This is a genomic window from Pandoraea pnomenusa (genome assembly GCF_000767615.3).
Lineage (GTDB): Bacteria > Pseudomonadota > Gammaproteobacteria > Burkholderiales > Burkholderiaceae > Pandoraea > Pandoraea pnomenusa.
Genome location: NZ_CP009553.3, coordinates 3,652,308 through 3,674,674, shown reverse-complemented (window position 1 = coordinate 3,674,674; position 22,367 = coordinate 3,652,308). Strand labels below are relative to the sequence as shown.

16 protein-coding genes and 1 tRNA gene are annotated in these 22,367 nt (G+C 65.0%); 14 read left to right on the top strand and 3 right to left on the bottom strand.

Going from position 1 to position 22,367, the window contains the following annotated elements; translation table 11 throughout:
• Window positions 1-11 precede the first annotated feature (11 nt).
• From selA to LV28_RS40490, 4 genes are all read left to right on the top strand, one after another.
• Entirely contained in the window at window positions 12-1,469 is a 1,458-nt protein-coding gene (selA, locus tag LV28_RS40505) for an L-seryl-tRNA(Sec) selenium transferase (RefSeq protein WP_231107060.1), read from the top strand.
• The gene (selB, locus tag LV28_RS40500) at window positions 1,466-3,379 is read left to right on the top strand and encodes a selenocysteine-specific translation elongation factor (RefSeq protein WP_038620515.1); all 1,914 of its coding nucleotides are present in this window, start codon (window positions 1,466-1,468) and stop codon (window positions 3,377-3,379) included. Before selA ends, selB begins: the two co-directional genes overlap by 4 nt.
• Before the next feature lie 15 nt (window positions 3,380-3,394).
• Window positions 3,395-3,490, top strand: a tRNA-Sec gene (locus LV28_RS40495).
• A gap of 74 nt (window positions 3,491-3,564) precedes the next feature.
• Window positions 3,565-4,515 carry a phosphatase PAP2 family protein gene (locus LV28_RS40490; RefSeq protein ID WP_048806573.1) on the top strand — a complete coding sequence of 317 codons (951 nt, stop codon included), beginning with the start codon at window positions 3,565-3,567 and terminating at the stop codon, window positions 4,513-4,515.
• A 58-nt stretch (window positions 4,516-4,573) separates the two neighbouring features.
• Here the strand turns inward: LV28_RS40490 and LV28_RS40485 are convergent, their stop codons facing one another.
• Window positions 4,574-5,365, bottom strand: coding sequence for an AraC family transcriptional regulator (locus LV28_RS40485; RefSeq protein WP_023596877.1), 792 nt, complete (start codon window positions 5,363-5,365; stop codon window positions 4,574-4,576).
• A 369-nt stretch (window positions 5,366-5,734) separates the two neighbouring features.
• Between LV28_RS40485 and LV28_RS40480 the strand changes: the two genes are divergently transcribed.
• The 4 genes from LV28_RS40480 to LV28_RS40465 are packed head-to-tail and all read left to right on the top strand — an operon-like array spanning window position 5,735 to window position 11,193.
• The gene (locus LV28_RS40480) at window positions 5,735-6,640 is read left to right on the top strand and encodes an ABC transporter substrate-binding protein (protein ID WP_158443205.1); all 906 of its coding nucleotides are present in this window, start codon (window positions 5,735-5,737) and stop codon (window positions 6,638-6,640) included.
• Between the two features lie 53 nt (window positions 6,641-6,693).
• Window positions 6,694-8,718: a Fe(3+)-hydroxamate ABC transporter permease FhuB gene (fhuB, locus tag LV28_RS40475; protein WP_038620518.1), complete on the top strand. Its 2,025-nt coding sequence runs from the start codon at window positions 6,694-6,696 to the stop codon at window positions 8,716-8,718.
• Between the two features lie 41 nt (window positions 8,719-8,759).
• On the top strand, window positions 8,760-10,418 hold the full coding sequence (locus tag LV28_RS40470; protein ID WP_038620522.1) for a cyclic peptide export ABC transporter: 1,659 nt from the start codon (window positions 8,760-8,762) through the stop codon (window positions 10,416-10,418).
• Window positions 10,411-11,193 carry an ABC transporter ATP-binding protein gene (locus tag LV28_RS40465; protein ID WP_255315216.1) on the top strand — a complete coding sequence of 261 codons (783 nt, stop codon included), beginning with the start codon at window positions 10,411-10,413 and terminating at the stop codon, window positions 11,191-11,193. The genes LV28_RS40470 and LV28_RS40465 overlap by 8 nt, the downstream gene beginning before the upstream one ends.
• A 29-nt stretch (window positions 11,194-11,222) precedes the next feature.
• Here LV28_RS40465 and LV28_RS40460 read toward each other — a convergent pair whose 3' ends face one another.
• A complete protein-coding gene (locus LV28_RS40460) occupies window positions 11,223-12,008 on the bottom strand; it encodes an AraC family transcriptional regulator (protein ID WP_023596872.1) in 786 nt (261 codons plus the stop codon).
• Between the two features lie 339 nt (window positions 12,009-12,347).
• Here LV28_RS40460 and LV28_RS40455 point away from each other — a divergent pair, with 339 nt between their 5' ends.
• The 6 genes from LV28_RS40455 (at window position 12,348) to LV28_RS40430 (ending at window position 20,800) form a co-directional block, all read left to right on the top strand.
• A complete protein-coding gene (locus LV28_RS40455) occupies window positions 12,348-14,510 on the top strand; it encodes a TonB-dependent siderophore receptor (protein ID WP_080738864.1) in 2,163 nt (720 codons plus the stop codon).
• 195 nt (window positions 14,511-14,705) lie between these two features.
• Window positions 14,706-15,353 carry a GTP cyclohydrolase II gene (ribA, locus tag LV28_RS40450; RefSeq protein ID WP_025249421.1) on the top strand — a complete coding sequence of 216 codons (648 nt, stop codon included), beginning with the start codon at window positions 14,706-14,708 and terminating at the stop codon, window positions 15,351-15,353.
• Window positions 15,354-15,788: 435 nt separating this feature from the next.
• A complete protein-coding gene (locus LV28_RS40445) occupies window positions 15,789-16,136 on the top strand; it encodes a hypothetical protein (protein WP_023596869.1) in 348 nt (115 codons plus the stop codon).
• A 312-nt stretch (window positions 16,137-16,448) separates the two neighbouring features.
• Window positions 16,449-19,226: a magnesium-translocating P-type ATPase gene (gene mgtA, locus LV28_RS40440; protein WP_081326912.1), complete on the top strand. Its 2,778-nt coding sequence runs from the start codon at window positions 16,449-16,451 to the stop codon at window positions 19,224-19,226.
• A 113-nt stretch (window positions 19,227-19,339) separates the two neighbouring features.
• Complete coding sequence (locus LV28_RS40435) at window positions 19,340-20,074, top strand: hypothetical protein (protein WP_038620528.1); 735 nt, start codon at window positions 19,340-19,342, stop codon at window positions 20,072-20,074.
• Between the two features lie 183 nt (window positions 20,075-20,257).
• A complete protein-coding gene (locus tag LV28_RS40430) occupies window positions 20,258-20,800 on the top strand; it encodes a MarR family winged helix-turn-helix transcriptional regulator (RefSeq protein WP_023596866.1) in 543 nt (180 codons plus the stop codon).
• A 45-nt stretch (window positions 20,801-20,845) separates the two neighbouring features.
• Here LV28_RS40430 and LV28_RS40425 read toward each other — a convergent pair whose 3' ends face one another.
• The gene (locus LV28_RS40425; RefSeq protein WP_023873612.1) at window positions 20,846-22,078 is read right to left on the bottom strand and encodes an IscS subfamily cysteine desulfurase; all 1,233 of its coding nucleotides are present in this window, start codon (window positions 22,076-22,078) and stop codon (window positions 20,846-20,848) included.
• Window positions 22,079-22,367 lie beyond the last annotated feature (289 nt).

The following is a 22,367-nucleotide window of genomic DNA, read 5'->3' as shown; positions in this document are numbered from 1 at the left end:
GGAGAGACGCCATGACGGGAACGACGGCGATGACGCGCCAGCCGGCGGACAATGACGCCTTGGCGGGCGCGGCGGAATTGCCTTCGGTCGACCGGTTGCTGGGAATGCCGGTCTTCGAGGCGGCGTTGGCCGACTTCGGACGCGTTCAGGTTACGGCGGCGTTGCGTCAAGATCTCGATGCGTGCCGTGCGGCGGCGCTGGCGGGCGCGCTGACCCGCGATGCCGTGACGCCCGATGCCTTTGGCGCGCGGGTATCGCGTGCCTTGACCGAGCGCAACCGTGCCGCGCTGCGGCCGGTTTTCAACCTGACGGGCACCGTGCTGCACACCAATCTCGGACGCGCGTTGCTGCCCGAGTCGGCTGTCGAGTCGGTGATGCAGGCGCTCACCGCCCCGGCGAATCTCGAATTCGATCTGGCGACTGGCGGACGCGGCGATCGCGACGACCTCGTTGCGCCGTTGCTGTGCGAGCTGACCGGCGCGGAGGCGGCCACGGTCGTCAACAACAATGCCGCCGCGGTGCTGCTCATGCTGGCGACGCTGGCCAGGCGTCGCGAAGTGGTGGTCTCGCGCGGCGAACTGGTCGAGATCGGCGGCGCGTTCCGCATTCCCGACATCATGACGCACGCGGGGGCGCGGTTGGTCGAGATCGGCACGACGAATCGCACGCATCCCGCCGACTATCGCAATGCCATCGGCGAGAAGACCGCGTTGCTGATGAAGGTGCATTGCAGCAACTACGAAGTCACGGGCTTCACGCGGAGCGTGGACGTGGCCGAGGTCGTGGAGATCGCGAGGCCGCACGGCGTGCCGGTGGCGGTCGACCTTGGCAGCGGCACGCTCGCGCGGCTGGAGCAATGGGGGTTGCCGCACGAAACCACTGTTCAGGAGACGATCGCGGCGGGCGCCGATCTCGTGACCTTCTCCGGCGACAAACTGCTGGGTGGTCCGCAGGCGGGCATGATCGTCGGGCGCAAGGACCTCATCGCCAGAATCAAGAAGCATCCGCTCAAGCGCGCGCTGCGCGTCGGCAAGCTCACGCTGGCCGCGCTGGAGCCGGTGCTGCGGCTGTATCGGGACCCGGATCATCTGACCGAGCGGCTGACCACGCTGCGGCTGCTCACCCGGGCGCGCGCGGACATGGCGGCGCAGGCCGAGCGTCTGGCGCCGGTGCTCGCGGCGTCGTTGGGCGAGGCTTACACCGTGCGTGCCGCACCCATGATGAGCCAGATCGGCAGCGGTGCGTTGCCGGTGGAACAACTGCCGAGTTTCGGGTTGGCGATCGTGCCGGCGGGGGGCGGCAAGCGCGGCAGCGGCCGTGCGCTTGCCCGGCTCGAGGCGGCGCTGCGCGCGTTGCCGTATCCGGTGATCGGTCGCATTTCGGATCAGACGCTGTGGCTCGACTTGCGGTGTCTCGAAGCGGGGGACGAGGCGCGGTTGTCGCTGCAGTTTGCGGAGTTGCGCGCATGATCGTTGGCACGGCAGGACACATCGACCACGGCAAGACGAGTCTCGTTCGCGCGCTCACCGGCGTCGACACGGATCGTCTGAAGGAAGAAAAGGCGCGCGGTATTTCCATCGAGCTGGGCTATGCGTACACGCCGTTGCCCGACGGCGACGTGCTCGGGTTCATCGACGTGCCCGGTCACGAGAAGCTGATTCACACCATGGCGGCCGGCGCCGTCGGCATCGACTTCGCGCTGCTGGTGGTCGCCGCTGACGATGGGATCATGCCGCAGACGCGCGAGCATCTGGCCATTCTCTCGATGTTGGGCGTGCGACGCGGTGTCGTGGCGTTGTCGAAGGCCGATCGCGTCGACGCTGGGCGGCTGGCCACGCTCACGCAGGAGATTCACCGGTGGCTGGCCGGCACGCCGCTCGCGCAGTCCGAGGTAGTGCCGGTGTCGTCGACCACGCCGGACGACCCGGGGGTGGCGGCGTTGCGCGAGCGGCTCGTTGCGGCGGCACAGGCGCTCAAGGCGTCGGGCAACGCGATACGGCGCGACGACGCGCTATTTCGTCTGGCGGTGGATCGCGTGTTCACGTTGCCGGGGCACGGTACGGTCGTGACCGGCACGGCGTTCGCGGGCACGGTGCGCGTGGGCGACAGTCTGCGGGTGATGCCGCAGGGGGTGCCGGTACGGGTGCGCAGTATTCACGCGCAGAATCGTCCCGTCGATGCGGGCAGGGCCGGTGAGCGTTGCGCGCTGAATCTGGCCGGTGTGGAGCGCGATCAACTTGGGCGAGGCGACTGGATCGTCGCCGACGGTCTGTCGGCGCCTTCGACGCACATCGACGTCGACCTGCATTGGTTCGAGGCCAGCGCACCGCTCACGCAGTGGTTTCCATTGCATGTGCATCTGGGCACGACGCACGTTCAGGCGCGCACCGTTTTGCTGGGGGGCGACACGCTTGCCCCGGGCGGGACGATGCGCGTGCAGTTGGTCTTCGATGCGCCGGTTTGTGCGATGCCGGGCGATCGCTTCATCGTGCGCAATCCGCAGGCAACGGCGACCGTCGGCGGCGGACGGGTGCTCGATCCGGCGGCGCCGGAACGCAAGCGCCGATCGGCGGCGCGATTGGCGTGGCTCGATGCCGTGGCGAAGTTTCTCGACGGTGATGGGCTCGAAGCCCTCCTGTCGCAGTCGCCGTTCGGGCTGACGAGCGCTCAGGTCGTGGCGCTGACCGGGTTGCCGCCTGGGCAATGGCAGTGGCCGTCGGACGCGGTGGTGCTGCCCGGTTCGGAGGGCGAGTCGCTCGCGTTTGCGCCCCGGGCGTGGGACGCCGTGCGGGTGCGCGTGCTTGACGCCCTGCGCGATTATCATGCGCGCCTGCCCGACGAGCCTGGGCTCGATGCGGCGCGCCTGGGACGGATGACGTGGCCGGCGCTGGACGCGCCGCGCTGGCGCATGGCCATGCAGGCGATGCTCGGCGAAGGCGGGGTGGCACGTACGGGCGCGTGGTGGCATCTGCCCACGCATCGCGTCGAAATGACGGATGAGGAATCGGCACTGGCGCGGGCGTTGCTGCCGAAAGTGGCGCAGGGCCGCTTCGATCCGCCGTGGGTGCGCGACATGGGGCGCGAGCTCGGTGTGCCGGAGGAACGCGTGCGTGGGGTGCTTCGCAAGCTTGCCCGGCAGGGCCGCGTGCATCAGATCGTCAAGGACCTCTTTTACGACGAAGCGTGCGTGCAGACGCTGGCGGAGATGATCGCGCATGCGAACGGCGCGGTTGAGGCGGGTACGTTTCGGGATGCCACGGGGTTGGGGCGCAAGCGCGCGATTCAGATTCTGGAGTTCTTCGATCGTGCGGGATATACTCGCCGCGTTGGCGATCGCCACGTACGGCGTCCCGGTGTGACATGGGGTGCGGCGTCCTAGGTCGCTTCGTCTGAAGGAAGGCATCCGTATCCGGTGATGCGGCCGGGCTTCAAACCCGGTTGGGGGCGTCAGCCGCTCCCAGGTAGGTTCGACTCCTGCTGCTTTCCGCCACTTCCCCCGATGATGCCGTGCAGTCTCTCGCTTCGGCGCCCGGGCGCCGGTTTCGACGTGAACAAGGGGGCGAAATGCCGGCGACCGTCTGGCGGATCTACTGGGCGACGTGGCTTTTCAATCTTGCGCTGATCGCCGTGGATCTTGCGTGGGGCGCGCACGCCGGGCTGGTGGTAAGGCACGACGAGATCGTGCGCATTGTCGTTCGCGGCCTGGCCAGTCTGGCCGTCGGCGCGTTGCTGCTCGCGATCTCGCGGTTGCCCCGGTTGCGCGGAACGGCGCGCGAAGTGTTCTATCGCGACGCCGGCGCGGGCATTCTCTGGATCGTCACGCTCGCCGGCTTCACCTGCGGCGCACTCGTTTTCCAATATCTGTCGCTCACCCTTGCCGCCCCCGACATCGCGAGCTCGCTCGTGGCCGCGGATGCCTGGCTCGGCATCCATTGGCCCACGATATATCAGACCGTGCGCGCGCATGCGTGGCTGGATGCCGTGTTGGGCGCGGCTTACCAGTCCACCTGGATTCAGATGGCATGCGTGCCATTCTTGCTGGTCGTCACCCGCAACGTTCGCGACTATGCCGAATTCGTCGTCCAGTTCATGATCGGCACCGTACTGGTGTTGATGATCGCCACGCCGTTTCCCGCCGAAAGCGCCTTCGTGCACTTCAACGTGCAGGACCCTGGCACGGCGTCCACCGTGTCGGATTATCTTGCCTTCCGGATCGATCATGTGCGAACGCTGTCGTTCGCAGCGGCGCAGGGGCTGGTGTCGTTTCCCTCGTTTCATACCGTCATGGCGATGCTCTTCGCCTACGCGATGCGCCACGTTCGTCGCCTGTTTCCGATTTTCATCGTGCTCAACACGCTCATGGTGATCTCGACGCCATCGCACGGCGGGCACTATGTGGTCGATGTCGTCGCCGGAGTCGCGGTCGGGGTGCTTGCCGTCTGGATCTCGCGCAAGGTATTCGCGCGGACGGCTTCGTCCGCCGAGGTGTCGACGTTGGCCGTCGGACAAACCTGATAACGCGGAGCGTGGCGCCGGGGCCAGTGTCAGTACCGGTGCAGGGTTCGTTCGCGGCTCAACGATCAGGCATTGCGAGATACTGCTGAGGCGCGCGGCCAAACAACCGCTTGAACATCACGATGAACGCGCTCGGACTCCGATAGCCGAGCGCCAATGCGACGTCGCCGACCGACGCGCCAACCGCCAGCCGCGTGATCGCCTCCGACGCGCGCATGTGCTGGCACCAGCGGCCGAACGTCATCCCCGTCTCGTCCTTGAAGCGGCGCGCGAGGGTTTTGCCGCTTGCCCCCAACTCTTCCCCCCAGCGCTCCAGCGAATAGTCGGTGGCGGGCGCCGTCATCATATGCTCGCAAATCGCGAGCAGCTTGGCCGAACTCGGCAATGGCAGGCCATGCTCGCCGGGCGCGGCCGCCTCACGAACCAGACGCATCAGAAGCGGCACCGAGAGCGCGGTGCGACTGTCGGGTGCGTAATGCGTGCCGTCGGGCAGCATGTCGACGGTCAATTCCCGCAGCAACGGGCTGATTGTGAGGACAAGCGCATTGGGCCACAGCCATGGCGCCGTGCCTGGCTCGATACTGATCGTGCAGAAATGCATGCGGCCAACGGCGTGAAGCTCATGTGGCGTATTCGGCGGCAGCCAGAGCGCGCGCGACGAGGGCAGCGTCCACGTGTGCGACGGCGTAAGCACGCGCACAACGCCACGCAGCGCCATCACCACATGGCCATGTTGGTGCTGATGCCACGGCTGGCGCTCGGCGTCCTCGCATTCCCGACCGGCAAGCGTGACGTCGCGCGGCAAATGGCGGCGAATCTCGGGGTAGCGACGCAGCAGCAATTCCTTCATGACGACTTCCCCACCGAAGACTCCTTTAACACGATCGGATATCCGGGATTCCCGGCGGCCACGGAGAAGGCACACCCTGCGAGCCGAAGTGCATCGAAATGGACACATATTGTCCATTTCTCAACATTTTTTGTGATTTCCAGTAAAAGCATCCCGGGTATTCTACCTATCGCCATCAAGGCTTTGGTACAAGATACGATTAATAATGGTAATACGTCTCATTAATTTAAATGAGGGCCAGCAGAACCTCATCCATACGGTATGCGCCGGAGGGACTGCAGGCTGTCCGGCGGTGTCCGAGGGCTCTGTCGCGGTGGCGCACCACTCCTTTGCGTGGGCGACTGGCCCTCGATGGTGATGCATCGACCCGTGTCAGTTACCCGGCGCGGACTCGTGGCGGCGCTTGGCCTGGGGGCACTCGGGCCTCGCTGGCTTGCCGCGCGTACGTGGGCCGCGTCGCCACCGGTCGCAAGTCGAGCGCCACGCGTCGTCGTGCTCGACTGGGGATTGGCCGCGCAGGTGCTGGCACTCGGGGTCACGCCGGTGGGGGTGGCTCGCCCGTTCTGGTATCGACTGCTGGCCGGCACACCTGCGATGCCGGACGATGTCGTCGATGTCGGCTTGCTGTTTCAGCCCAACTTCGAGGTGATGCAGGCATTGCGCCCTGATCTGATCGTCGTCACGCCGGCACATGGTGCGCTCGCGGATTCGCTCGCCCGGATCGCGCCGCTGTTCGTGGCGCCCCCCGCGCATCGGCATGAAGACGGCTACCTCCTCGCGATGCGGCGGGCTCGCGCGCTCGGCGATGCGCTGGGCCGACCTGCGCAAACCTCGCAATTGCTCGCGCAAACCGACGCGCAACTGCACGCCGTGCGCGATCGGCTCGCGCAGTATGGAATGACAAACCGGCCGATCTACCTGATGAGTCCGGTCGATACCCGGCTGACTCATGTCTTTGGTCGCGAGAGCGTCTTTGGCGGGACGCTGGCGGCCATTGGGCTGACGAATGCATGGAAGCGTCCGAGCGACACCGAGGGCATGGCGCAGGTCGACTACACCCAACTCGGCGCTGACACGTCGGCGAGCGCGATGCTGATCGGTACGCAGCCCGAATTGCTCCGCATGCTTGGACAAAGCCCGCTGTGGCAAGCCATGCCTTTCGTTCGGAGCTCGCGCGTCGCACGACTGCCAGTCATGTTGCCCACCGGCGGCACCCCGACCGCGGTAAGGCTGGCGCTCGCGCTGCGTGGCGCGCTCACGGGGGCGGCGGCATGAGTGCACCCAATCCGCTTCGACCCATGACTTCCGGTGCCGGTCGAGGTGCGTCGATGGCTGCCAGGCATCTTGGTCTTTGGCGCCTGACACTTCTCTTCGGTCTGCCGGCGGTGGTCCTCGCCGTGAATAGTCTGTTTGCATTGCGCCCGGCGGGCGTCGACATCGGTGCCTTTCTTTTGGCGATTTGCCACGTGATCGCGCATCCGGCGGAATCCGCTGCGCCGGTCGGCGCGGCGGGCCTGGCCGGTCTGCTCGTGCACTATGCGTGGATGCCGCGTCTTGCAATGTCATTGCTGGCCGGCGCGGGACTGTCGCTCGCCGGCGTGATGTTTCAGCAGGTGCTGCGCAATCCGTTGGCCGAGCCGTTGACGCTGGGCGTGGCCTCGGGGGCGTCGTTGGCGCTTTCGGCGGCTGCGATCTGGTTGCCGCCGATCGCGCTCGCGTTCAAGTCCGGAATTGCGCTTGCGGGCGCCGCGGCTGCGATAGCGGCGGTGATGGCATTGACATGGCGCAGCCGCTTCGCGCCCGTGCCGGTGATTCTCGCGGGCATGATTGTCAACCTGTATTGCAGTGGCCTGTCGATCATGGTTTCCATGACCCATGAGCGCGCGCTCGTAGGTGTATTCGCGTGGGGGGCCGGCTCGCTCGTACAGAATGGCTGGCACGACGTCGGAGCGTTGGTGCCGCGCGTGCTGGTCGCCGGCCTGGCGGCCGCGCTAATGCTCAGACCGCTCTCGCTTTTCGCGTTGGACGATCGCAGCATCACGCAACTCGGTGCGCGCATCGCGTGGATCCGCACGGCGGGGCTCGCCGTGGCCGCGGTACTCTCTGCGAGCATCGTCAGTATCGTGGGCATCATCGGCTTCATCGGGCTCGCGGGGCCGCAACTGGTCAGACTGGCCGGTGCGAGACGGTTGCGCGATCAACTCGTGTGGGCGCCGGTCATCGGCGCGCTCATGCTGATGCTGACCGATCAGATTGTGCAGTCGCTGCCGCTGCTCGATGGCGCCACGCTGCCGACCGGCGCGGCAGCGGCGCTTCTCTGTGGTCCCCTGTTGCTGTGGCTGTTGGCGCACACGCGCGCCGGCGAGGTGGCAGCCGCCGAAGCCACATGGCCCGCACGTGCACGCCATCCGTTGCGCTGGCTGGCATTGGCGCTGGTGCTCGGTGTTGCACTCGTGTGGGTGACGCAGCATCTCGGGCGCACGTTCGCCGGCTGGCAATGGGCGGACGACGGGTCGTGGGCCGTGATATGGCCGTGGCGCGCGCCGCGCATGCTCGCGTCTGCGGCCGCCGGTGTCGCGCTTGCACTGGCGGGCACGCTGCTGCAGCGTATCAGCGGCAACCCGATGGCGAGTCCCGAATTGCTCGGCGTGAGCGGCGGGGCCATGCTGGGCGTGCTGGTCGTCACGTTCGTCGCCGCTGGCGTGCAAGCGTCGACATTGTTCGGTGCCTCCCTCGCCGGGGCGGCGGCCAGCCTTGCGGTGATGCTGATGTTGTCGCGCCGTGGCGGCTTCTCGCCGACGCGCATGCTGCTCGCCGGCGTCGCGATCTCCGGCACGGCACAGTCGCTCGTGGCGATCGCGAGCGCCGGTGGCACCGCAAATGCATTCCTGCTGCGCTCGTTGATGTTGGGGCTGACCTATCTTGTCGGCACCGGCGTCGCAACCGGCGCCGCAATCGCAGCGCTCCTCGGACTGGGGCTCACCTGTCTGGCGTCGCGCTGGCTCGACTTGCTGCCGATGGGCGACGCCGTCGCGGCGGCGCTCGGTGTGAACGTCAAACGCGCGCGCTTGTGGCTGTGGTGTCTCGCCGCGGCGCTCAGTGCCGTGGCCACGCTCGTGGTCGGTCCGCTGTCGTTCGTCGGCCTGCTTGCGCCACATCTGGCCCGAGTGGCCGGGTTCGGCAAGGCCCGCTCGCAAGCCGTCGCCGCCAGCGTGTGCGGTGCGTTGCTGATGATCGCCGCGGACTGGCTCGGCCGCACCCTGATCTTTCCGCAGCAGCTTCCGGCGGGCGTGCTCGCCATGTTGATTGCGGCGCCATATTTGCTCTGGCACCTGCGCCGGCAGGTCGCCTGACTTTCCAACGTCCCCGAAAAACCAGGAAGGGTTGTCCTCCAATGAACGTGTTCTGGCAACTGGTGCGTGCGTCTCGATGGCCATTGGCCATCGCATTCGTGGGTAGTCTCGTGAGTGGCTTCGGCAACGCGGGCCTCGTTGCACTCATCAACCGGGCGCTGACGGCGCCGCGTGAACATCTGGGGACGCTCGGCATGCAGTTTCTCGGGCTCGGCGCGCTGGTGCTGGTCACGCGTGCAGTGTCGCAAACGCTCTTCATGTCGCTCGGCCAACGCGCGAAAGCGACGTTACGCATGCAGGTCGTGCGCCGTATCGGTGCCGCGCCCTACGCCAGTCTGGAGCGGCATGGCGTCGCGCGCGCGATCACTGTGCTCACGCAGGATCTCGATACGATCGTCATGCTGTTCGTGAACCTGCCGGCGCTCGCCATGCAGGGGGCCGTGATCGCCGGCTGCCTGATCTACCTCGGCTATCTGTCGTGGCAGATTCTGTTGCTCGCCATGGTCACGATTTTCATCGGCGCTGCGGGCTTTCGCTTCGCGAACCAGCGTGCCTTGCTGCACCTTCGCGGTTCGCGAAAGCGCGAAGAAGCCTTGGTGAAGGACTTTCGCGCCCTGTTCGACGGGGCGAAGGAACTGAAGCTGCACCGGGCGCGTCGCGCCGCCTTCATCGAAAAGCGTCTCGCGAGCGGCGTCGAAGCCGTGCGAGTGCAGCGTACGCGCGGCTATGTGCTTTACGCCGCCGCGGCAAGTTGGGGCAGCTTCATACTTTTCGCGTTCATCGGCCTGACGCTGTTCGTCGTGCTGCGGCACGTCGATCTGCCGGCGCCGGTGGTATCGGGTTACGCGCTGGTGTTTCTGTACATCATCATGCCGATCGAAGGGGTGCTCTCGGCGATGCCGTCGCTCGGCAGCGCCCGCGTTGCGCTGGAGCGTATCGCGCAAGTCGAGACAGCACTGCCGAGCGAATGGCTGGCGGAGCCAGCGGAGTCCGATGTTCCGGCGTTTCACACCATCGTTCTCGACGGCGTAACGCATCGCTATTTCCGCGAGCAGGAAAACGAGAACTTCACGCTGGGACCGATCCATCTCACGTTTCGTCCCGGCGAGCTCGTCTATCTGGTAGGCGGCAACGGTAGCGGAAAGACCACGCTCGCCAAGCTCATCGTCGGTCTCTACGTGCCCGAGCGAGGACGCATCCTGGTCGACGGCACGCCCGTGGGAGAGGCGCAGCGCGATCGCTATCGCCAGTTGTTTTCGGTGGTGTTCAGCGATTTCTTCCTGTTCGAGCATCTGTTGGGCCTTCCCCCGGACGGTCTGGACGCGCAGGCAAGCGAGCTGCTCAGGTCGCTTCAACTCGATCACAAGGTCACGATCGAAGCGGGGCGCTTCTCGACGCTCGATCTCTCGCAGGGGCAACGCAAGCGTCTCGCGCTGCTCGTCGCGTATCTCGAGGAGCGACCGTTCTACGTGTTCGACGAATGGGCGGCGGATCAGGACCCGCTGTTCAAGGATGTCTTTTATCGCCAGATGCTGCCCGCGCTCAAGGCGCGCGGCAAGTGTGTGCTTGTCATTACTCACGACGACCGCTATTTCGATCAGGCAGACCGTCTGATTCGTCTCGACGACGGCCAACTGCGCGAGCCGCAGGCCGAGGTTGCGACGCGCCGCGCTTCCGATTCCACGAATGCCAATGACTGACGCCCCGATGTTCGAATTGCATGACGTTTCCCTCGTCACGGATGGCCGCGTGCTGATTTCGCCGTTGACGCTGACGCTCGCCGGCGGCCAGGTGCATGGCCTGATCGGCCACAACGGATCGGGCAAGTCGACGCTGCTCAAGTTGCTCGCGCGCCAACTGATGCCCGACAGCGGCAGCCTCCGGTTCGAGGGCCGGCCGCTGAAGTCGTGGGGCGCTCGCGAGTTTGCGCGCCGCGTGGCCTATCTGCCGCAACAGCCCCCGGCGGCGGCCGGCATGACGGTCTCGGAACTGGTCGCCCTTGGCCGGTATCCGTGGCATGGCGCGCTCGGTCGCATGGACGCTCGCGATCATGAGGTGGTGCAAAGCGCAATGGCGAGCACGGACGTGCTGCGCTTCGCGGGTCGTCTCGTGGAGTCGCTCTCGGGCGGCGAGCGACAGCGGGTGTGGCTGGCCATGCTCATCGCGCAGCAGGCGCGGTGCCTGTTGCTCGACGAGCCCACGTCGGCGCTCGATATCGCCCATCAACTGGACGTGCTCGGACTGGTTCGGGAACTCGCCGATTCGCGGGGGCTTGGGGTCGTCGTCGTGTTGCACGACGTGAACATGGCCGCGCGGTTTTGCGACACGCTGCTCGCGCTCAAACAGGGCAGGCCGGTCGCCAGCGGCACGCCGGCGACGCTGATGTCGCCCGAAACGCTGATGCAGATCTACGGTGTGCCGATGGGCGTGTTACCGAACCCCGACGGCGGAACGCCCCTGAGCTATGCGCGCTGACTCCGCGCGCCAGGCGCGACGCGAACGACTCAGGCGTCGTCGAGGTAACGCTGCGGTGAGCGCCCGGTCACCTGCTTGAACATGGCGATGAAGGCGCTCGGGCTGGCGTACCCGAAGGCATCGGCCGTCGCGGAGACCGACGTCCCCAGCGCCAATGTCGATATCGCTTCCGACACGCGCAGATGCTGGCGCCACGTGACGAATGTCATGCCCGTTTCCGCCTGAAAATGACGCGCCAGCGTGCGCGCGCTCACGCCGAACTGCTTTCCCCAGAAGTCGAGCGTCAGCTTGCTGGACGGCTCATTCATCAAATGCTCGCAAATCGCCTGCAACCTCATGTCGCGCGGCACCGGCACGCCGCGCTCGGGCAAGACGTCAGCCTCGCGCAGCACACCCAGCAGTGGCGGTACCGACAACGCCGCGCGGCTCGTCGGGCCGTAGTTGTCGCCGTCGCGACCGACCGTGACAGCCAGCTCGCGGATGAGCGGCGAGACGAGAATGACCGTCGGCTCGGTCGTATGCCACGGGAACACTCGCGGCTCGATATAAACGTTGCACATTTGCCCGTCGCCCACGGCATGCAGTTCGTGCTCGACATCCGAGGGCAGCCACAAGGCGCGCGAAGGGGGCAAGGTCCAGATCGCCGCGGACGTCAGCACGCGCACGACGCCTCTTACCGGAAACACGAGCTGACCGTGACGATGGCGATGCCACACCAGACGCTCGCCGTGACGATACGGCGTGACCTGTGCGAACACGTCGCGCGGCAACGGGCGCACGGCATTGGGGAATCGTTTGCGCAGGAAATCGTTCATGCCAAGGTTTTTGTTCGAATGTCGATAAGCGGACGACAGATGTCAAAAAATCGACATTTATTGTCGTCCTTGCTTTTTTCGAACCCGATATTCTCCATAGCTATCAATGTGTTGTGCCAAAACACACGCAAATTTGTTAATGAGTCTCATTTGCGATATTTCCGCCAGTGTAGCGGGATTCGACCAAAGGCGCGCGCCAGGCGTGTCGCCGCACAAGGCACGAGACGCCAATTCACGATCGCCGGCAGCGTCCGGCAACAAGGGGAAGTGTTGTCATTGATGCAAACGATCCAAAACGAGAAACCTTGTCACGCGGCACGGGGCCGCGCGTACGACCGCATGAGGGCAGAGGGCTTGCCGCCGGCGCGCCACGCGCTGACGCCAGTTGCGGTCGCGCTCGCGCTGCTCGGTGCCGCAACCGTCCACGCTCAGACGACGCCGCCCGGCGCGAACCCTGCCGCGGCGCCTGACGCGACCGCGAGCCTGCCCGTCGCGAACGTGACGGCGGAGCGTGACGCGCAGACGGAGGGATCGCTCTCGTACGGCACCCCCGTCACGACAATCGGCAAGACGTCGCAGGCGATCAAGGACATCCCCAATTCGGTTTCCGTGGTCCCGCGAGCGCGCATGGACGACCAGGCCATGACGTCGGTGGCCGACGCGTTACAGTTCACGACCGGCGTGACCGCCGTGAACTATGGAGACGGCACCAGCTACTTCAATTCGCGCGGGTACAACGTCGGTGTCGAGTTCGACGGGGTCTCGATTCTGAGCGGCATTCAGTATCAACCGCAGTTCGACCTGTCGATGTATGACCGGGTCGAGGTCCTGCGGGGCCCGGCGGGGTTGCTCGACGGCACCGGAGAGCCCGGCGGGACGGTCAATCTCGTGCGCAAGCGGCCGGGCGATACGTTTGCCGTGCGCAGTGAGACGAGCGTCGGGTCCTGGGCGAACTACCGGCAGATGATCGACGTGACCGGGCCGCTCAACGCGTCGGGCACCGTTCGCGGCCGGGCGGTCCTGACCGGCGACATGGGCAACAAGTCCGTGACCCGCACCGACGAACGCAACGTTCTCGCCTACGGCGCGCTCGAGTTCGATCTCACCCCCAGGACATTGCTGTCGCTATCCGGCGCGTATCAGGTCAACCCGTTGCATGGGTTCGACTATGGGCAGTCGTTGCTCACCAATCGCACGTTCCTGAATGCCCCCAACAATTCGAACTTCTCGCCGGACTGGAACTACGCCTGGACGTCGATGCAGGAAGTCAACGCCAAGTTGGCGCATCGTCTGGAGAACGACATCGTCTCGACGACGACGGTCAACTATCGGCATGTGCTGTCCAACAGCAAGTACGCGTATCTGGGGCCGGGAATCGATGCCTCGACCCTGACGGCGCGATATTTCGCCCAGTCCCAGCGAGGCGAAAACAATCTGCTGGGCATCGACTCGCATCTGTCGGGGCCAGTGAAGGCGTTCGGACGCAAGCACGAGTGGCTGTTCGGCATGAGCTACCAGCTGACACAGCAGCGCAGTCTGTCGGGCGGTCGCAATCTCGGCAATTTCAGTGTCTTCTCGCCACCGTCGGACGAACCGACGATTCCGTTCACGTCCGGCAACAAGCTTCAGTCTCAGCAGTTCGGGCTGTACGGTCAGGTTCGGGTCCGGGTCCTCGATCCGCTGACAGTCGTGCTTGGCGGGCGTGAGGCGTGGTTTCAGCAGCAGAGCCAGAGTCTGCTGCCGACGGAGGGCCCGTGGAAGACGACGGCGCGGGCGAACCAGAAATTCATTCCCTACGGCGGTATCGTGCTTGCGCTCACGCCGCAGATCAACGCGTACTTCAATTACTCGGCGATCTTCGCGCCTCAGACGGCAACGACATTCGACGCCCAGGGCTTGCCGCCGCGCGAGGGCAAGCAGTATGAGGTCGGCCTGAAAGGCGCGTTCCTCGGCGGGCGCCTCAACGCGACGGTGGCGGCATTCCGTATGACCGACACGAATCGCGCCGTTGCGGATCCGTTGCACCCGACCGGCTCGGTGGCTGCCGGCGCGGCCCAGAGTCAGGGCTGGGAAGCCGAAGTCACCGGGCAGGTCTCGCGCAACTGGAACGTCTACGCGGGATATACCTTGCTGAATTCCCGGTACAACAGCGATCCGAGCCTGGTCGGTCAGGCGCTCGATGGCGAGGAGCCGCAGCATCTGTTCAAGCTGTACACCACGTATCGCTTCTCGGATCGTGCTTTCGACGGTCTGCTCAATGGACTTCGCGTGGGTGGCGGCGTCCGTATCCAGAGCTCGACTTACCGAACCGTGGGGGCGGCGCAAGGGGGTTACGCGGTATGGGACGCAATGCTCGCGTATCGTGTGAACCGTCATCTGGAAGCGCAGTTGAACGTGAACAATGTGTTCGATCGCGACTACTATGCCCGGGTGCCGTCCACGTTTTACGGCATCTACGGCGAGCGCCGTAACGTGATGCTCACGCTGCGCGCCGATTACTGAGCGTCGCGCCGCGACGCCGGAACGTCGCCTGGAAGCATCATCCAGGTGACGTTCGGGTGTGTCGTACCCGTCCGTGAAACAGTGTGTTGCATGCTGCCTTCGGCCGAAAAACCCAAATGGCGGTACACTCCTAGCGCACGCCGCCCTTGTCGGGTGGCTCGAGATACCCCAAATTCGGCCTGTTTGAACCTCAAGATGAAGTCCCCCGGTACTGCCCCTGCCAAGCCCGCGTGCGACGCTGGCGAATGCGTCGAGCTTGTCGCGTCGGCGACGCTGCCTACCCGCTACGGCACCTTCACTTCACATGCGTTTCGCGTCAAGGACAGCGACAACGAGCACCTCGCGCTGGTCATGGGCGACGTGTCCGGCGACGCGCCGACGCTCGTGCGCCTGCATTCGGAATGTCTCACGGGGGATGTCTTCGGTTCCTATCGCTGCGACTGCGGCGAGCAGCTCGACGCAGGCATGCGCAAGATCGCCGAGGAAGGGCGCGGCGTGATGCTGTACCTGCGCGGCCACGAAGGCCGCGGTATCGGCCTGAGCAACAAGATCCGTGCGTACCTTTTGCAAGAGCAGGGGCGCGATACGGTCGAAGCGAATCTCGATCTCGGCCTGCCCGACGACGCCCGCGAGTATGACTCGGCCGCCGCCATCCTGCGCATTCTCGGCGTTCGCTCCGTTCGTCTCATGAGCAACAATCCGAAGAAGTTCGACACGCTCGCCAAACACGGTATCCCGGTATGCGAGCGCGTTGCACTCGACATTCCCATGCGCGAAGAGAACGAACGCTACATCCGCACCAAGCAGGTGAAGTTCGGGCATTACTTCGAAGAGAACGAGTGAGAGCAGGCCGTCACGCGGCCCTATGCGGCAGAGCGTCGCATCTGTCGTAGGGGAAATCCGATCCATATTGCAATGCATCAATTTGTGCTTGACGTCGCAAATTAGGCTCAGTTACCATCCGCCCTGTCTTCCATTCAAGGGGTATGTCCGTGAATTCCGATGCCAGTAGTCCTCGATCTTTGATCGATTGATTGCCTGAGGATCCACAGCCATTCCCTGTGCCGCATCCTCATGCAGGATGCGGTGTCTTGCGCCACTCGACGCGCTGCCTGAGCGCGATGTCCCCGGCGCCATTCCCGCAAAAATTTCCATCGTCGTGCCCGTGAAGGGTGTCGCCGTTTCGCGTCCGTACTTCGGATTGCGACGTCGCCCACGCACGTGCCGACCGTCCGTGCCGCCCGCGGCACAGACGCTTCGCAGCCATGCGAGGAAGTCATGCGAGCCATTCAAACGTTTCAGGCCTTCCAGGGCCAACCCACGCGCGCCACACCGGTGTCGCACCTCACTGTCGTCTGCCTGGCCGATGCCCTTGGCGCGTTGCGCAAGCAGATGTTCGTCGATCTGACCGCCCTCGGCTTGCGTGCCACGCACGTGAGCATCACGCACTGGAACGACCGCGACGAGGCCTCCGCCACCGTCACGCTCGATTGTCCGAAAGCCTCCAGGGCCTCGCTCACGTCGCTGGTCATGCGCCTGTCCGACGAGCGCTGCGTGCGCCGGGTGTTCTGGTCGGACGACGTCGTGCGCCGCATGCCGACCGCTGGGGCGTCTGCGCGCGCCTAGCCGCAACGCGCCGATCGGCGCGTGACCCGGTAAGCGTATCGATCCATAAAAAATAAGGAGTCCGAAATGGAAGACGGAAGTCCACGAATGTGGCCCGTCGGGACCGCACCCATGGCGTGCGATACCCCGACGGGCGACGCAGAGCCAGACCCACGCATTTTCGTTATCACCGACCGCGCGACGCGCGGCGCGGCTGGGAGCGTTCGCGCCGACTTCCGGAGACACCTATCCGGTAGCGCCTGACGAGACCGGCCGGCCGCGGTGCCGGGCATGCCTGGCATGTCCGTGCAAGTCGCGCCAGGGAAACTCGTCATGACCAAGCAACTCCGATCGCGCCAGAAGCAGCGCGGCTTCGTCGAGCATTCGACGCCTTCCGATCTGCAGCACCGCGGCCCCGACGTCATCGCACGTCTGGCCGTGGAACCGCTGCACGATGTTCTTCATACCCTCGGTACCGACCAGCGCGGCCTCACGCTCGCGGAAGTCGGTCTGCGTCAGACGCGCCACGGCCCGAACGAGATCGCGCACGACAAGCCACCCCACTGGACGCTGCAACTGCTCGGCGCCTTCAACAACCCCTTCGTGATGGTGCTGCTCGTACTCGCGGCGATCAGTTTCCTCACCGATGTCTACTTCGCCGACCCGGGCGAGCAGGACTACAAGAGCATCATCATCCTGCTCACGATGGTGACGATCAGCGGCCTGCTGCGCTTTTTCTCCGAATTCCGATCGCTGCGCGCGGCCGAGAAGCTCAAGGCAATGGTGCGCACCACGGCAAGCGTGCGTCGTCGCGTGAGTGCCTCCGGCGAGCCGGAGCGTCACGAAGTCGCCATGCGCGAACTGGTCGTAGGCGACATCGTGACGCTGCAGGCGGGCGACATGATTCCCGCCGACCTGCGTCTGATCGAGTCGCGGGATCTGTTCATCAGCCAGGCGGTCCTCACCGGCGAAGCGTTGCCTGTGGAGAAGTACGACACGCTCGGTGCCGTGGCCCAGAAGTCCGCCGCGGCGTCCGGGGTGTGCGCCACGGAAGCGCCGGCCGGGCAAGCGGGCGCGGCGCTGCTCGACCTGTCCAACATCTGCTTCATGGGCACGAATGTGGTGAGCGGCACGGCAACCGGCGTGGTCGTGGCCACCGCGGGTGACACCTATTTTGGTGCGTTGGCGAAGAACGTGGTGAGCCACAAGCGTGTGGAGACGAGCTTCGATCGCGGCGTGAACAGCGTGAGCTGGCTGCTCATTCGCTTCATGCTGGTGATGGTGCCGGTCGTCTTCATGATCAACGGCCTGACGAAGGGCGACTGGCTGAGCGCGCTCACCTTCGCGCTGGCCGTGGCGGTGGGCCTCACACCCGAAATGCTGCCGATGATCGTGAGTGCCAACCTCGCGCGCGGTGCGATGGCGATGTCGCGCCGCAAGGTGGTGGTCAAGCGCCTCAATTCGGTGCAGAACTTCGGTGCCATGGACGTGCTGTGTACCGACAAGACGGGAACGCTCACGCAGGACCGCATCATCCTCGAACAGCATCTGGACGTGAGCGGCGACGTGCAGGAAGACGTGCTGCGCCTGGGGTGGCTCAACAGCTATCACCAGAGCGGCCAGCGCAATCTGATCGACGTGGCGATTCTGCGTCGCGCCAACGAGATCGGTGATCCGGTGCAGCCGCGCGCCTTCGCCAAGATCGACGAACTGCCGTTCGATTTCGTGCGCCGTCGCCTGTCGGTGGTAGTCGCCAACGAACGCGGCGAACACCTGATGATCACCAAGGGCGCGGTCGAGGAAATGCTGGCGGTCTCCACGCACGTAAAGACGCCGCAAGGGGTGCGCGCGCTCGACGATGCCTCTCGCGCCATGCTGCTCGCCCGTGCCGAGGCGTACAACGAAGACGGCTTTCGTGTGCTGGTGGTGGCAACCCGCGACATCCCGGCCGGGGAGGCGAAGACGCAGTACAAGACGGCCGACGAGGCCGGACTGACCGTCTGCGGCTTCCTGACGTTCCTCGACCCGCCCAAGGATTCGGCCGCCCCGGCCATCGCCGCCCTTCGCGAGCATGGCGTGACGGTGAAGGTGCTCACCGGTGACAACCCGATCGTCACGATGAAGGTATGCCGCGACGTCGGCATCGAGCCGGGTACGCCGCTGCTCGGTGCGGACATCGAACCGATGGACGACGACACGCTGCGCAACGTGGTCAAGTCCACGACGGTGTTCGCCAAGCTCGCGCCGCTGCACAAGGCGCGCGTGGTCAAGGCCCTCCAGGCCAACGGCCACACCGTGGGCTTTCTCGGCGACGGCATCAACGATGCGCCGGCGCTGCGCGACGCGGATGTGGGCATTTCGGTGGACACCGGGGCGGACATCGCCAAGGAGACCGCCGACATCATCCTGCTGGAAAAGAGCCTGATGGTACTGGAGGCGGGGGTGATCAAGGGCCGCGAGACGTTCGGCAACATCCTCAAGTACCTGAACATGACTGCGAGTTCGAACTTCGGCAATGTGTTCTCGGTGCTGGTCGCCAGCGCATTCCTGCCGTGGGAGCCGATGCTTGCGATGCAGTTGCTCGTGCAGAACCTCGTGTACGACATCTCGCAGATGTTCCTGCCGTGGGATCGCATGGATCCGGAGTTCCTTAAGAAGCCGCGCAAGTGGGATGCGGGCAACATCCGTCGCTTCATGCTGTGGATCGGGCCGACGTCCTCGGTGTTCGACATCACGACATACGCGCTGATGTGGACCGTGTTCGGTGCGGGAGCGCTCTATCACGCCCACGGCGGCGATGCCGGCCAGGTGATCATGAATTCCGGCTGGTTCATCGAGGGACTCGTGTCGCAAACGCTGGTGGTGCACCTGCTGCGCACGCAGAAGATTCCGTTCCTGCAAAGCACGCCGGCGCTGCCGATCATGCTCTCGACATCGGTTGCGATTGCGCTGGCATGCTGGCTGCCGTACTCGCCGTTCGCCGACGCGCTGGGCTTCGTCAGCCTGCCGGGTTCGTACTTCTATTGGCTCGTGGCCACCATGCTCGGCTACATCGCACTGGCACAGATGGTCAAGACGATCTACATCCGTCGCTTCGGCCGCTGGTTCTGAGCGCCAACGCCACAAACGCGCCCCGCCGACGCTCCGGTGAGCTGGGGGCGCCCCCGACACACGCGCCCGGGCGCAGCATGCCCCGGGCAAAACACATCGAAAGAGAACGCAACATGAAGAAGTCATGCATGACGCTCGCGCTCGTTTGCCCGCTCAGCGCTTTCGCGGCTCACCCGCTGGTCAGCGACGACACCGGCACACAGGGCGACGGCAACTGGCAATTCGAGTCAAATGGCGAGGTCACGGCAAAGCAGCCGGACACTGGCCGCCAAACCCTCTGGAACAGTACGTTGACGCGCGGCGTCGGCGAGGCGCTGGACCTGTACGTCAACGTGCCGTACACGAATCTCCAGCATCGATCGGACTCGGCCGGCAGCGGCGTGGGCGATATGGAAGCGGGGGCCATATGGCGCCTGTTCGACGACGGCGCGCTGAGTATCGGCATCAAACCGTATCTGACGCTTCCGTCGGGCAACGATCAGCGCGGCCTGGGCACCGGCCGGGTGAATGCCGGCGCCACGTTGCTTACCCAATACGCGATCCATGACTGGACCTTCCTCGTCAATGCCGGGGCGGCTTATCAGGCCAACACGCAGGGGCAGCGTCAATCGCTATGGAAGGTGTCGGGGGCAGTTCTTTACCGCGTGCTGCCGACGACACAGTTGATTGTGGACGTTGGCATGTCGCAAAACCCCGACTTTTCGCAGCGAACCAATCCGGCGTTCGTGATTCTCGGCGCAATCTATAGCCCTCGGCCATGGCTCGACCTGGACATGGGTTATCGACGAGGCCTGAACCCGCAGACCTATGACGATTCGTGGATGGCCGGCCTGACCGTGCGTTGGTAACCGGCGTCGGGCGCCGAGGCCGGCGAGCCGCTGCCGGTCGTCGGCGCGCATGGCCGGACAGCGCCCGACGAGACGACGCGGGGAGGCGGGCAAACCGCCCGCCGGCGCAATGATAACTTTGCAGTATAATTTTTTTCCAAAGTCATTGTTCCGGCGCGTTGCGCCGCATTCCGCTTCCCCATCATGTCCAAATCGTCGGCCCCGAAGGCCTTGACCGTTACCAATCCGGCCTGTCTCATCGACGGTTCCGACGCCGAATTCCGTCATCTGATCAACGGCCTGCTCCCATTCGCCGCGCGTTTGCTCTCGGTGCGCGACGGTTTTGGCAGCCTGATCGGCCTGACCGGCATTCAGTATTCGCTGTTGCAGTCGGTCGTGCACCTGTCGTCGGTGGGCGACGTGACCGTCAACCAATTGGCCGAGCACCTGCACCTGTCCGGTGCGTTCGTGACCATCGAGACGAACAAGCTCAAAGCGCTCAAGCTGATCGACAAGCGTCAGAACCCCGAGGATCGGCGCAAGATGAGCCTCACCGTGACCACGGCAGGCGCCAGACTGCTCCACGAACTCACCCCCTCACAGCAGCGCATCAACGACGTACTGTTCGACGGCGTGACGCGCACCGAATTCAAGGTGCTGTGCGCCGTGGTCGATCGGCTCGTCGCCAATGGCGACCGCGCCACGCTCGATCTCGGCCATCTGCTGGCGATTCGCGACAAGCGGTAGGCGCCACGTGCCGCGTGCGTTAGGCGGCGCCCGCGGCGCGCGCGTTCAGTGCGCGGCCCATTGGATCGTGTTCAGATCGACGCCGTCCTGATACATATCCCACAGGGGGCTCATCGCGCGCAGCTTGCCGACGGTACCACGCACCTGCTCGATAACGCTGTCGACCTCGGCCTCGGTCGAGAAACGGCCGAGCGTGAAGCGGATGGAGCTGTGTGCGAGTTCGTCGCTGCGCCCGAGCGCACGCAGCACGAACGACGGCTCGAGCGAAGCCGACGTACAGGCCGAGCCTGACGACACCGCCACGCCCTTGATGCCCATGATGAGCGATTCGCCTTCGACGAAGTTGAAGCTCACGTTCAGGTTGTGCGGCACGCGGTGCGTCAAGTCGCCGTTGACGTAGACCTCGTCCATGGCCTTCAGGCCGGCGAGCAACCGGTCGCGCAGCGCACCGACACGTGCCGCCTCGGAGGCCAGTTCCAGCCGGGCCAGTCGGAACGCTTCCCCCATGCCCACGATCTGATGCGTCGGCAGCGTGCCCGAGCGCATGCCGCGTTCGTGTCCGCCGCCGTGAATCTGCGCCTCGATGCGGATGCGCGGCTTGCGGCGCACGTAGAGCGCGCCAATGCCTTTCGGCCCGTACACCTTGTGGGCCGTGACCGTCATCAGGTCGACCTTGAGCGATTGCAGATCGATGGGGATCTTGCCCGCCGCCTGCACGGCGTCGCAGTGAAACACGATGCCACGTTCGCGGCAAAGCTCGCCGATCTCGGCAATCGGCTGAATCACGCCGATCTCGTTATTGACCATCATGACCGACACCAGGATGGTGTCCGGCCGCAGCGCGTCGCGCAGCATATCCACGGTGATCAGGCCGTCGGCCTGCACGTCGAGATAAGTGACTTCGAAGCCCTGGCGCTCCAGCTCGCGCATGGTGTCGAGCACGGCCTTGTGCTCGGTCTTCACCGTAATCAGGTGCTTGCCCTTGCCGCTGTAGAAATTCGCCGCCCCCTTGATCGCGAGGTTGTTGCCTTCGGTGGCGCCCGACGTCCAGACGATTTCGCGCGGATCGGCGCCCAGCAATGCGGCGACATCCTCGCGCGCCGTCTCGACGGCTGCTTCGGCGGCCCAGCCATAGCTATGACTGCGCGAAGCTGGATTGCCGAAATTGACGGCGAGATACGGCACCATTTTCTCGACCACGCGCGGATCGACGGGTGTCGTGGCGCTGTAGTCCATGTAGATGGGGGCTTCGAAAAGCGACGGTGTGGCTGACGGCATAGGGGACTCCGAATCGTCCGATGGACATCTTGAATTGCGGCCGAGTGTAGCACCGCACATTGCGCGCATCGCACTCTCCCACATTGGAAAAAGGGTTTCATTGCCGTCGAATCGGGCGGCATTTGCATCGGGTAAACCAGAAATTATTCGAAATGCGATGCAATGAATTGTGCGCAATCCAGTTGTGTCTGGTGCATCGCGATGGTCATGAAAACCCAATAACCAAGAGGATCTTGCCCGGAATTCGTGCGGCAATGCACCAGAGAAATGCAGATGCACCGTCACGACC

Excerpts from the sequence above, each read along its gene's own strand:
- LV28_RS40470 (WP_038620522.1), top strand. The coding sequence starts at position 8,760 with ATGAACGTGTTCTGGCAACTGGTGCGTGCGTCTCGATGGCCATTGGCC.
- LV28_RS40455 (WP_080738864.1), top strand. The coding sequence starts at position 12,348 with ATGAGGGCAGAGGGCTTGCCGCCGGCGCGCCACGCGCTGACGCCAGTT.
- LV28_RS40465 (WP_255315216.1), top strand. The coding sequence starts at position 10,411 with ATGACTGACGCCCCGATGTTCGAATTGCATGACGTTTCCCTCGTCACG.
- LV28_RS40460 (WP_023596872.1), bottom strand. The coding sequence starts at position 12,008 with ATGAACGATTTCCTGCGCAAACGATTCCCCAATGCCGTGCGCCCGTTG.
- selB (WP_038620515.1), top strand. The coding sequence starts at position 1,466 with ATGATCGTTGGCACGGCAGGACACATCGACCACGGCAAGACGAGTCTC.
- ribA (WP_025249421.1), top strand. The coding sequence starts at position 14,706 with ATGAAGTCCCCCGGTACTGCCCCTGCCAAGCCCGCGTGCGACGCTGGC.
- mgtA (WP_081326912.1), top strand. The coding sequence starts at position 16,449 with ATGACCAAGCAACTCCGATCGCGCCAGAAGCAGCGCGGCTTCGTCGAG.
- LV28_RS40485 (WP_023596877.1), bottom strand. The coding sequence starts at position 5,365 with ATGAAGGAATTGCTGCTGCGTCGCTACCCCGAGATTCGCCGCCATTTG.
- LV28_RS40430 (WP_023596866.1), top strand. The coding sequence starts at position 20,258 with ATGTCCAAATCGTCGGCCCCGAAGGCCTTGACCGTTACCAATCCGGCC.
- LV28_RS40490 (WP_048806573.1), top strand. The coding sequence starts at position 3,565 with ATGCCGGCGACCGTCTGGCGGATCTACTGGGCGACGTGGCTTTTCAAT.
- selA (WP_231107060.1), top strand. The coding sequence starts at position 12 with ATGACGGGAACGACGGCGATGACGCGCCAGCCGGCGGACAATGACGCC.
- LV28_RS40435 (WP_038620528.1), top strand. The coding sequence starts at position 19,340 with ATGAAGAAGTCATGCATGACGCTCGCGCTCGTTTGCCCGCTCAGCGCT.
- LV28_RS40445 (WP_023596869.1), top strand. The coding sequence starts at position 15,789 with ATGCGAGCCATTCAAACGTTTCAGGCCTTCCAGGGCCAACCCACGCGC.
- LV28_RS40425 (WP_023873612.1), bottom strand. The coding sequence starts at position 22,078 with ATGCCGTCAGCCACACCGTCGCTTTTCGAAGCCCCCATCTACATGGAC.
- fhuB (WP_038620518.1), top strand. The coding sequence starts at position 6,694 with ATGGCTGCCAGGCATCTTGGTCTTTGGCGCCTGACACTTCTCTTCGGT.